The organism is Undibacterium sp. Di26W, assembly GCF_049340265.1.
GTDB lineage: Bacteria > Pseudomonadota > Gammaproteobacteria > Burkholderiales > Burkholderiaceae_D > Undibacterium.
The window spans coordinates 1-12,247 of record NZ_JBMPOR010000041.1 but is presented as its reverse complement, the minus strand read 5'-3'; the positions used below and the strand labels follow the sequence as shown (position 1 = coordinate 12,247).

Annotated in this window: 6 protein-coding genes; all 6 read left to right on the top strand. The window is 54.6% G+C overall.

Annotation, left to right across the window (positions count from 1 at the left end; translation table 11 throughout):
* Positions 1-7: 7 nt before the first annotated feature.
* The gene (gene bcsQ / locus ACO0LM_RS27825; protein ID WP_422990371.1) at positions 8-775 is read left to right on the top strand and encodes a cellulose biosynthesis protein BcsQ; all 768 of its coding nucleotides are present in this window, start codon (positions 8-10) and stop codon (positions 773-775) included.
* A gap of 410 nt (positions 776-1,185) precedes the next feature.
* Positions 1,186-1,677 carry a cellulose biosynthesis protein BcsD gene (gene bcsD, locus ACO0LM_RS27820; RefSeq protein ID WP_422990374.1) on the top strand — a complete coding sequence of 164 codons (492 nt, stop codon included), beginning with the start codon at positions 1,186-1,188 and terminating at the stop codon, positions 1,675-1,677.
* 155 nt (positions 1,678-1,832) lie between these two features.
* The gene (bcsP, locus tag ACO0LM_RS27815) at positions 1,833-2,642 is read left to right on the top strand and encodes a cellulose biosynthesis protein BcsP (protein ID WP_423042076.1); all 810 of its coding nucleotides are present in this window, start codon (positions 1,833-1,835) and stop codon (positions 2,640-2,642) included.
* Entirely contained in the window at positions 2,639-3,406 is a 768-nt protein-coding gene (gene bcsQ / locus ACO0LM_RS27810) for a cellulose biosynthesis protein BcsQ (RefSeq protein ID WP_423042074.1), read from the top strand. The genes bcsP and bcsQ (ACO0LM_RS27810) overlap by 4 nt, the downstream gene beginning before the upstream one ends.
* A complete protein-coding gene (gene bcsA / locus ACO0LM_RS27805) occupies positions 3,406-7,947 on the top strand; it encodes a UDP-forming cellulose synthase catalytic subunit (RefSeq protein WP_423042072.1) in 4,542 nt (1,513 codons plus the stop codon). Before bcsQ (ACO0LM_RS27810) ends, bcsA begins: the two co-directional genes overlap by 1 nt.
* 258 nt (positions 7,948-8,205) lie before the next feature.
* A partial coding sequence (locus ACO0LM_RS27800) for a tetratricopeptide repeat protein (protein ID WP_423042070.1) occupies positions 8,206-12,247 on the top strand: 4,042 nt, incomplete at its 3' end.

Here is a 12,247-nt window from a genome sequence, read left to right as displayed (position 1 = left end):
CGCAAGCATGATCGTCATTGCTATTGTTTCTGCCAAAGGGGGTGTCGGTAAAACCACGATCACCGCCAATCTTGGTGTCGGGATGGCGCAGCGCGGTTTGCCCGTCACCATTCTTGATCTTGATCCGCAAAATGCCATGCAATGGCATCTTGGTGGGCTGGAGCCTGGTGACACCAACGGCATCAGCCTGCTGACAGCCGCCCGCGCCAAACTGATGGACGCCTGTTACACCAGCCCTTTCGGGGTTGATTTTTTGCCGTATGGCAATGATGGTGAAGCCCAGCGCATACGCTTTGAACAAGTGCTGGAAAAGCAGGACACCTGGCTGCGCAAAAAACTGCAGGCCGCCAAGTTGCCGGACAATGCGGTGGTCTTGCTGGATACGCCACCTGGCCCCTCGGTCTATTTGCAGCAGGCCATCCATGCAGCCGATTTTTTGCTGGTCGTGGTTCTGGCCGATGCCGCTTCCTATTCCACCTTGCCAGAAATGGAAGAACTTATTTCCACATATGGTCAACGCAGCAACGCAGATGTGGGTTCTGCCTACATCGTCAATCAGGGTTCACAGCGACAACTGGCACAAGACGTGCTTACGCTGATAGCAGATCGTCTTGGTGATCGCATGGTGCCTTTCATCGTGCAGGAAAGTCCGCAAGTCGAAGAAGCATTGGCGTATGAACGGCCAGTGCTGGAGTACAAGCCCGACAATCCTGCCTCGCAAAGTATCCAGAAAATCATTGACTGGTTGCTGACCGGCCTCAACAAGCAGCGCTGATCGCCAGCAGGCATGGTCGCGGAATGATCATGCAGGCCTGCAAAGCCAGACGCCTATCAAGATCAGGTTGGCCTGCATCGTTCCGGTTTGGCCGCGACGTTTTCTTTGGTGATGGGCGACAGTTTTTCTGTGTGGTGTGTGCGGCACATGCGTGGCGAGATAAAAGAAATTTTATGCAAATAAAGCCCAAAATAAGCGGTTTTAGCGGCCCAATTGTAAAAATGGTATGCAACAAGTATAAATAATTATAAATCCTTGATTTGCTTATAAATTGTTGACATTTCTTTATTCAGTTTGACTGGACTGCCGATGTTCGCGAGTGGTAAAGTCGCAACGAATCAACACTCTCCAAGGTTTGCGTGTCACGATACAAGCCAGAGAGAGAAAGTCAACGCAAGGGCGCACTGAGTATGTCTACAAATAATCTTTCTTATTACGAAGAGCACCAGTGCTCAAACCAATGGCGTGCTTTTCTGTCGGCGTTTTCTGCCGAATTCGCATCCAAGGTTGAACCCAAGGATTTGCGCGCATTCATGTATCAAATGGGACGCACCATGGCAAGCGGTTTCAATGTTGCCGATGGCAGCAGCCTGCAGGCACTCGAAGCATGCATGAACCAGGTATGGTCAACAATGAACTGGGGCTGGGTAGAGCTGGTGGAAGAAGCCGACGCACTGGTGGTGGCCCACCACGCATCTCCATTGAAAGTGGCATTTGGCGCAGGTGCATTGAGCTGGTCACCAGCTTTGCTGGAAGGGATGTATGCACAGTGGTTTGAAACCCTGGGCATGGACAAGTCCTTACGTTTATCACAGCGTGAAGGTGCGTTTGAAGACGGACAGTTATTTGTTTTTGATTTAAAGAAGCAGCTTGAAGAACCGACGTATTTCACACGTCGTTGATTTTTTGAGTAACAGGATTTACGCAAAGCCGTTCAGCCGTGGCATGACATTGACGATCGTTGGCGTAACAGGCAACACGTCGGCATGCTCAAGGGCGATTTTGCGTAAGTCCTCAGTAAGTTGGCACAGCAGGAATATGGGGGCTGGTGACTATTATGGATGATGACGTAAAAAACCTTTTTCAAAAATTCGGGCAAACCACAGACTCTTACCGCGAAATCAACCGCGATGCAGATAGTGAGCAAGCCCGGCAGCGTTGGCCGTTACTGCGCGATGTGCATGTGAATGGGGCACCGACACCAAAACGCACCCATGCGCATGAACCGGAAGTCGCCGTTCCGGGCACCGCCCAGACTGCTGGCATGTTTAATCCCGCAAGTGCAAAAGCCAGCGCCAAACCGGCAAGTGCCAGGCAAATGACGGCAGCAGCACCAATGCCGCCCGCAGCGGCGACATCCTTGCTGGCAGCAGCGACTGCACCTGCTGCGGTCAAGGCAGCACCCGTGAAACAGATACTGGCCAAGCAGCATGTGAACGATGCCGAAGTCGAAGTCGAGGATGTGGCAGCACCAGCAAGCTTGGCACCAGCGTTCATGTCCAGGAACATGCAGACAGCACAGCGTGAAGTGGCGCATGCTGCAGCCAAGGCGGAAACGCCGGCATCCAGCTTGTTTGCCCAGCGTCAGCCGGTTGCCAGCGAGCCGCCGAAAACACGTGCACCTGCACCAGCAATGGCACCAGCCCTTGCACCAAACGTGACACCAGCAGCACCAGCACCAGCAGCAACGTCGGTCCTGCAGGCTATAGGTGGACGTCGCAGCGCTGCACAGCCACAGGAAGGTACAGCGCCTTCCAAAAATGTGCCTGTGAGTGCCGTGTTTGATCGACTGGCTGCCAAGCCGGAAGAAGAAAAGCCGGTAGAGACGGGCGTCAATTCATTTTTTAAAAAAATATTTAAACCATGAGGGTAGTTGCCGTTATCTCTCCCAAAGGTGGTGTAGGAAAAACTACGGTGACTGCCAATCTGGCAGCGTCCCTGGCGCGGCTGGGGCCGCGTATCACCATACTTGATCTTGATCCGCAAAATGCACTCAGACTGCATTTCGGCATGGCGCATGATGATGCCAGTGGTATCGCCCAGCAAGATGCCATAGACGGTAATTGGGCAGATGGCTTGTTTGAAAGTGCCTATGGTGTTGATTTTCTGCCGTATGGCAGTGTCGATGAAAAGCAGCGTGCCGTATTTGAACAGGATATCAAGTCCGACCCGCACTGGCTGGCAAAACAACTGGCGTCATTGCAACTCAGTGACAATAGTGTGGTGCTGATTGATACTCCGCCTGGCCCCAGCATTTATTTGCAGCAGGTATTGAGTGTGGCGAATTATGCCCTGGTGGTGTTGAAGCCGGATGCTGCATCGTATTCCACCATACCCTCGATAGAATCGCTGATTGAGTATTACTGTAGCGAGCGTAGCGACTTTGAAGGCTACTGCTATTTGTTGAATCAGATGGATGCTGCCAAACAGTTGAGCCGTGATGTGTTCGGCATGTTGCGCAACAGTCTGGGCAAGCGTTTTATCCCGATCACGATACACCGGGATGAAGCCGTCAGTGAAGCCCTGGCCTGTCAGACGCCAGTATCTTATTATTCACAGCACTGTTCGGCCACGCATGACGTGCAGGAACTGACGATGTGGCTGCAAAAGAATTTCAGATTGGTTGATTAATGCGCTCAATACTTGATTCCAGATATCTCTATGGTCGCCTGAATGACCTGGGGCGCGCCATGGTCAACTGGCCCGGCTGGGAACACAAGTTTTCACGCTTCTTAGCTCTGGTGGTCGCTGTGTTCCTGTACTGGACCAGTATCAGCATTCCGCTGGAACTGCCCTTGCAAACCCTGTTTTCCATCGTCATTTTTGGTACGGCGATGTATTTGCGTCGTTATACGGGAACCCTGATTTCACTGGTGATGGTGATGTTTTCCATCAGTGCCACCAGCCGCTATATCTACTGGCGCATCACCTACACCATAGGTACTGAAAACATCATTGACCTGTTTTTTGCGCTGGTACTGATCATGGCGGAAGTGTATGCCTGGCTGGTGCTGTTGCTGGGTTACCTGCAGACCGCCTGGCCACTGAAGCGCAAGCCGGTGATGATGCCGGCAGATACCTCGTCCTGGCCTACCATTGACCTGTTCATCCCTAGTTATAACGAAGACCTGGCCGTGGTCAAGCCTACCGTGCTGGCGGCGATGGGCATAGACTGGCCCAAGGACAAACTCAATATCATTATCCTGGATGATGGTCGTCGTCCGGCCTTTGCCGAATTTGCTGCATCGGTGGGAGTACAGTGCTTTACCCGTGCTGATAATAACCATGCGAAAGCCGGCAATATCAATGCCGCCCTCAAGCGCACTACCGGGGATTTCGTCGCCATCTTCGATTGCGATCACATGCCTACGCGGTCGTTCCTGCAATATACGATGGGCTGGTTTTTGGTCGACCCCAAGCTGGCCATGGTACAAACCCCCCATCATTTCCTGTCGCCCGATCCGTTTGAACGCAATTTGCAGACTTTCCGCAATGTGCCCAATGAAGGTGAATTGTTTTATGGCCTGATACAGGATGGGAATGATTTGTGGAACGCGACTTTCTTTTGCGGTTCTTGCGCCATCCTGCGCCGCACTTACCTGGAAGAAGTCGGCGGCATCGCGGTGGAAACGGTGACTGAAGATGCACATACCGCCCTGAAGATGCAGCGTCGTGGCTACAACACCGCTTACCTGGCCTTGCCGCAGGCAGCGGGTCTGGCGACCGAGAGTCTGTCGGCCCACGTGGGTCAGCGTATACGCTGGGCGCGTGGCATGGCGCAGATTTTCCGTACCGATAATCCCTTGCTCGGCAAGGGGCTTAGTTTTGGCCAGCGACTTTGTTATAGCAACGCCATGCTGCATTTCTTTTATGGTCTGCCGCGCATGGTGTTCTTGCTGGCACCACTGTCGTATTTGTTTTTTGAAGTGCATATCATCAAGGCATCGGCTTTATCGATTGCGGCCTATTCGTTGCCGCATCTTTTGCACGCCAATCTGACCAACTCGCGCATACAGGGCGCACACCGGCATTCCTTCTGGGCCGAGGTGTATGAGGCCACGCTGGCCTGGTATATCTTCCGCCCCACGCTGGTGGCGCTGATCAATCCCAAGCTGGGTAAGTTCAACGTGACAGCCAAGGGCGGTCTGGTCGAGCAAGAGCATTTTGACTGGACCATTTCCAAGCCCTACCTGATCATGCTGGGCGCGAACGTGCTGGGCTTCTTTGTCGGCTTTGGCCGCGCATTGTGGTGGAACAGCTATGAGCTCGATACCGTCATTCTCAACATGTTATGGACCATCTATAACCTGGTGATCCTGGGTGCTACGCTGGCCGTGGCGACAGAATCAAAACAGGTCCGGCGTACCCACCGGGTCAGGGCGGTGCTGAATGCCACCCTGCGCCTGAACAATGGCCATTCTGTCGTTTGCCAGACCGAAGATTTTTCCATGGGTGGCATGTCCTTCCGGGTACCGGATGGTTTCAATATGCAAAAAGATGAAGAGATGTCGATTTCCCTGTATGGCACGAATGGCGAATCAGTATTCCCGGCCAAGACCGTCTTCTTCAACGGTAATCTGCTCAGCGTACAGTTTGCACCGTTGGATATGCAGCAGGAAATGGATCTGATCAATTGCACCATCGGCCGCGCTGATGTCTGGCTGAGCTGGTCAAATGACAGGGATGTGGATCATCCACTTACAGGGCTGAAAGAAATCGCCTATCACAGCATGCGCGGATTTTCACGCTTTGGTACCAGCATCAAGCAATATATCGGGGAAAAAACAGAACATATGAACAAAATAAATGAGGTTCCCATCGTGAAAAGCATCGCCAAAAGTATACGGACAAAGTTGTCGCGCAAAGGCAGCACCACGGCACTCGCCATTCTCTGCGGTTTAGCCGGTGTCATGCACAATGATGATGTGCTGGCCAAGTCCAAGCGCGCCAGCAGCGCCAGCGCCGAAGCCGTCGCCAGCGAAAAAGTGGCGATCGATGATCTGGTGCAGCCCATCGTCGCACCCACTGGCCAAAAGACCTATAACATCAGCCTGAAAGACATGGTCGGGGTTGGTTCCAGCATAGAATTGCGCGGTACCGAAGGCGAGCGCTCTTTCCCCTTTACCGTACGCAGCGATGAAGTGATTACTTCTGCCAAAATCCGTTATGGCATCGCCTATTCGCCAGCGCTGTTGCCAGACCTGTCGCATATCCAGGTACTGGTGAATAATGAACTGGTCAGTGTGGTACCACTACCAAGGGAAACCTCAAAAGGTATCGTGCGTGAAGACGTGATTGACCCACGGTATTTTGCCGACTTCAATCAACTCAGCTTCAAGCTTATCGGTCATTACACCCGGGATTGTGAAGACCCGTATCACTCCAGTTTATGGGCCAAGGTCAGCCACACCTCGAATCTGGAATTGACCGTGTCACCACTGACACTGGCGAATGACCTGGGCATGTTGCCAGCCCCCTTCTTTGATCGCCGCGACAACAAGTTGCTGGAACTGCCTTTCGTCATGCCAGCCACGCCATCGCTGGATATTTTGCGCAATGCGGGTGTCGTCGCTTCCTGGTTTGGTCACCTGTCTTCTTATCGCGGTGCGCGTTTCCCTATCGAAACCAGCGCGCTGCCAATTGGCAACGCGATTGTATTTGCGACCGCCAATGAAGCACCGGTCGGTATCAAATTGCCCGCTATCGCTGGTCCTACCCTGGCCATCATCCCCAACCCTGGCAATGCCAAGGCAAAACTGTTGCTGGTGTTGGGCCGTGATACAGGCGAACTGAGGATTGCTGTCCAGGCCCTGACCATGGGCCAACTGGCCTTGTCTGGCGACAGCGCCCTGATCAAGAATCTGAAAGAAATCGACCCGCGCAAAGCCTATGATGCACCGAAGTGGCTGCCGACTGACCGCCCGATCAAGTTTGGCGAAATGGCCGCGCCACCAGCGCTGCGCGTGAATGGCCTGACACCGGACATCATCAAGGTGAATTTGCGGGTTGCCCCCGATCTGTTCACCTGGCAAAAAGAAGGTGTACCGATTGATTTGCGCTATCGTTTCACACCACGCCCAACGGTCGACAAATCGACGCTCAACATTGGTATCAATGATGAATTCGTGCGTTCGCTGCCGCTGTCTGGTGGCCAGGTAGAAAAAGGCAAGATCAAGGAATCGGTCATGCTGTTCTTCAAGGATGGCCAGCGTTTCGCCCAGGAAGATATCCAGGTGCCGACTTTCCGTATCGGTGCAGAAAACCAGTTGCAGTTCCATTTCTTCTACGACTATCCAAAACAGGGTGCGTGTAAGGATGTGTACCTGGACAATGTGCGTTCTGCGATTGACCCGGATTCCACCATCGATTTTTCCAATATGCCGCATTATGCCGCCATGCCTAACCTGGCTTACATGGCCAATGCCGGCTTCCCGTTCACCCGCATGGCAGATCTGTCCCAGACTGCCATCGTGTTGCCGGACAGGCCAAATACGCAGGAAATGGAATTATTCCTCAACGTCATGGGCCGTATGGGTGAATCCACTGGTTACCCGGTGTTGAACAATACCCTGATACGCAGCGGTGAAGTCGACAAGCACAGCGACAAGGATTTCTTGCTGATCGGTACCAGCGGCAATCTGCCACTGCTCAAGCAATGGTCCAAATACATGCCCATGAGCATGGATGAAAACGGTAACCGCCTGCAAATTCCTACCGGCTTCCTGCGTCTGTTATATCGCTGGGCCGGGCGTGACCTTGATAACGTCGAACGCCATGCCGGTGAAATGCTGGCCAGGACCGGCAATTCTTTCGGTGCCATGATGCAGTTTGAATCTCCTTTGGCTAGCGGTCGCAATGTGGTCGTCATGACGGCAGGTGATTCTGCCAGCCTGGCCGACCTGTCTGTTGGCCTCAACAAGGCAGATTTGCGCAGCCGCTTCCAGGGTGACCTGGTATTGATCAAGGGTGAACGCGTTGCCAATGTACAGATCGGTGACACCTATTATTCGGGCAGCCTGCCACTATGGACCTGGATCAAATGGAATCTGTCGTCCCAGCCTTTCGTGATGATCATTTTCCTGATGCTGGCATCGCTGATTGCTGCCACCATGCTGTTCCGTTTCTTGCGCAAGAAGGCGGCATCACGTCTGACACTCGGCGACAAAAAGTAACCAGGCCGGGCTGATGTAGTCGTGATAAAAAATGCCGGGTGATGTACCCGGCATTTTCCTGTTTTGCTGATTCAGCATTGGTAGGAATGAGCAGGAGTGAGCAGGAATGCGCAGGAATGAACCAGGGAAAAGACAGTGAAAACCCTGCCACCATCCCAGCGATGCGCAGGCAGACAAATGACAGACACTTATTTGATTTCAGGCTGGATTGGCCTGGAAGGTCGTTAGGGGACATCAATGGTCTTAAAGAAAAAAGCGATGGCATTAACGCTTTTGTCGGTTTTTTTTGAGTGCGGTGTTGCGCACGCAGATTCCCCTTTGACGCAACAATTGAAAGAGCAGGCGCAGTTCTGGCAGCAACGTGGTCGTGACGATAATGCAGCCGATACCTGGCGCAAGCTGCTGAAGGTGGACCCGGCCAATATCGACGCCCTGATGGCACTGATTTCGCTGGAAACCAGGGCCGGCAATCCAGAACAGGCCAAAACCTATTTCGCCAAATTGCGCGGTACCCAGGCCAGCTCTGCCCAGATACGCAGTGCCGAACAGGCACTGCGCGGCGGTAAGTCAGATGGCGTGGGCCAGCTCGATAATGCGCGCAAACTGGCACAGCAGGGCGATGCCGATGGTGCCGTGGATGCCTTCAAGCAAATGGGTGACCCCAGCAAACTCAAGGGTGAAGCCGCCTTTGAATACTTGCAGGTACTGGCTGGCACCAATGCCGGTTATGCCGAAGCCCGCAAGGGGCTGGAAAAACTCAGCCGCGAGAATCCTGTCAATACCAAATACGCCCTGGCCTATGCCAAGGCGCTGACCTATCGTGAACCGTCCAGGCCAGAAGGCATGAGCCTGCTGGAAAATCTCAGCCATAAACCCGATGTCGGCAAACAGGCGGCAGAATCCTGGCGCCAGGCATTAAGCTGGATGGGCCTGAAGCCAGAAAACGCCAAATATTTTCGCGCCTACCTCGATAAACATCCAGACGATCAACTGATACAGGAAAGACTGGCCAGCCTCACCAGGCCAGTGAGAGCAGAACCAGTAAAAGCAGAGACGGCGAAAACAGAAGCAGCGAAAACAGAACTGGCAACCGAGGCAGGTGCCAAGTCAGCAAAAGAAAGCAAACCTGCCAAGGAAGCCAAACCACCCGCTGCACCCAAGGTGGTAGAAAACCCGATAGAGAAAAGCCGTGTGGCCGGTTTCAATGCGCTGGAAGCGAATGACCTGGAAGCGGCCAGTGCCGAGTTCCAGTCACTGATCAAATCCTATCCAAAAAACCCCATCGGCTATGGTGGCATGGGCCTGGTCAAGATGCGTGAAGAAGAATTTATCGAAGCCCGCGGCTTCTTGCAAAAAGCAGTCGACCTGTCGCCCGGCCAATCCAAGGATCAATGGCGCAAAGCCTATGAAGATGCCAGTTACTGGGCCATCGTGGCAGAAGCCAGGACCGCCTTTGAAGACGGTGACAGTGCCAAGGGCATAGGCTTTTTGCGCAAAGCCATAGAATTGAATGGCACCGAACCATCCGGTATCTTGCAACTGGCTGATGCCTTGCAGGCAGAAAACGACCTGACCGGGGCCGAAGCCAATTACCGCCGCGTGCTGAATGCCGACAAAGAGAATTTGCGCGCACTCGATGGCCTGATCGGCGTACTGGTGCTGCAAAAACGCCTGGCAGACCTGGAAGCACTGATCCCCTACATGCTGCCGCGCCATATGGCGATTGTGGCTAACCTGAAATCAGAAGAACTGGCCAACAAGGCCAAAGCGGCAGAAACTGCCGGTGACCTGAACACCGCCCAGCAGGCCTACGAAGATGCCATCATGGTCAAGCCAGACAATGCCTGGCTGCGCATGGCACTGGCCCGCCTGTACCTGAAGCGCGATATGCCGGGGCAGGCGAGGGCACTGGTGGATGCACTGGCCAATGTAGAAAATGCCGACCCCGAAGCCCTGTATGTCAGCGCCTTGCTGAGCGAGATGCAGCAATACTGGTGGGAAGCCATGCAAACGCTGGAACGCATACCGCCAGCCTCGCGCAAGAAAGAAATGGTGGATATGCAAAAGCGCCTGTGGATACGGGTGCAGATTGACCGCATCACCTTGTTGAACCGCAAGGGCAATCGCGATGCCGCCAGAAGCATACTCGCCAGCGTGGAACCGGTGGCCGGCAATGACCCTGAATTTACCGGCACCATGGCCAACCTGTACATACAACTGGGTGATAACGAACGCGGCTTTGCCATGATACGCCAGGCGGTGCAGAACACGGCCAAGCCATCCGCAGGCTTGCTGCTGCAATTTGCCAGTACCCTGATGCAAAGCAATCAGGAAGCAGAGCTGGAAGCCGTCATGCGCCGCGTTGCCGCCATGCCGAATCTGAGTGAAGAAGAAATTCACTCTTTCGGGCAATTGCAACGCGTACTGGCCATGCGCTATGCCGAACGCGCGCGCGAGGCGGGCGATTTCGCCAATGCCTACAATTACATACAGCCCCTGCTGATCGCCAATCCGGATGACAATGCATTGCTGCTGACGCTGGCGCGGATTTATACGGCTTCGGGCGATGCAGCGTCGGCCCGCGACATTTACCAAAAGGTACAGCAAACCGATCCGGAAAATCCTGAAGTCTTGCAGGGCCTGGTATATGCCGCCATGGAAGCGCGCGATTTTGCCAATGCCGAACGTTATCTTGACGTGCTGATGGATGCACAGCCAAACAATCCGCGCTATCTGGCCATGGCGGGCAATGTCGCCCGCGCCAGAGGCAGTAACAGCCGTGCCCTCGATTATTTCAAACAGGCCCTGGCGCTGGAACGTGTGCAAAAAGCGGAAATGGGAACCGGCCCGAACGGCCTGCGCCTGGTGGATACGGCACAGGCTACCAGTGTCACCAGTGCTGCCAGCAACTTCAAGGCTAACCCGTTTGCTGACGGCAAGACCAATACCGCTGGCCCGGCCAATGCAGCAGTCAATGCACCTGTACGCGGCCCGGCATTGAAAGAAGTGCCAGTCAGCGGCAATACCGTCAACCCCGGCACGGGCGGTGCCGGCGTGTACAACACCGGTATTTTTGCACCGGTAGGCAAACCCCTGACACCATCCGCCGGCGGCGCAGCATTGGCTACCGGGACTGGCAAAAGCATACCAAGCCTGCCGACATTGCAGGCGGTTCCGGCTGGTGCAACTGCACCAGCTACACCAGCATCACCAGCATCCCCGGCCTCACCAGCTGCACCAACTGCAGCGCCGCCATTGCCATCCATACCCAAGTTGCAGGCAGCACCAGCCAGCAGCCCTGCTGCCGGCGCACCCGATAGCAAGCCCGTCACCACGCCACCTGCCAAGGCAGGCGGCGCACCGGCAGAGCCGAATAGCGGCATGACAGATCGTTACAGCAACGGTGCCAGCATGCTGGGTACGTATCCTTCGCAACAGCCAACCCAGGTAGCACAATATGTCGCGCCGGGCACGCCGTATATTCCACCCAAAGTCAGTTATACCGCCGCGCCTTTGCCAGTGCCGCAGCAATATGCTGCTAGCGCCACTGGCCCTGCTGGCGGTGCTGGCACCACAGGTTACGCCAGTGGCAGTGCTTATGCAGCCAATGCAACGGACAACGCTAATACAGGCAGCGTCACCACCGCCCGCAAGCTGAGCAAGTCTGGCCAGACAACGAATGTCAGTCCAGAAGAAGCCGCCTTGCTCAAAGAAATCGACGCCCTCAATGAGTTGAACCACAGCCAGGTCAGCGTCGAAGTGGCAGGGCGCGCACGCAGTGGAGAAAAAGGCCTGTCCGTTTTGAATGGCGTAGAACTCCCCATCGAAGCCCAGATCAGCACGTTGGGCCTGGGCCAGTTCGGCTTAAAAATCATCCCCGTGCTGGCTGATGCCGGTACTTTGGCTTTGAACGACACCAACATCGCCGGCCAGTATGGCCGCAATGCCATATTGGTAGAACGTGCCAAATACGCCAAAGTACCCTTCACCACCATCGCCCGCCAGCAAGGCCTGTCCAATGTCGCCAGCCTCGACCAGGAAGCCAAAGGCGTCGCCCTCAGCCTCAGCTACGAACTGGCAGGCGTACGTGCCGACATCGGCTCCAGCCCCATCGGCTTCCCCATCCAGAACATCGTCGGTGGACTACGCTGGAGTGGTTCTGATGACGGTGCCAGCCTAGGCATAGAAATCGCCCGTCGCTCAGTGACCGACAGCTACCTCTCCTATGCCGGTGCCAAAGACAGCCTGTACGGACTCACCTGGGGTGGCGTCACCCGTACCGGCATCAAACTCGACACCT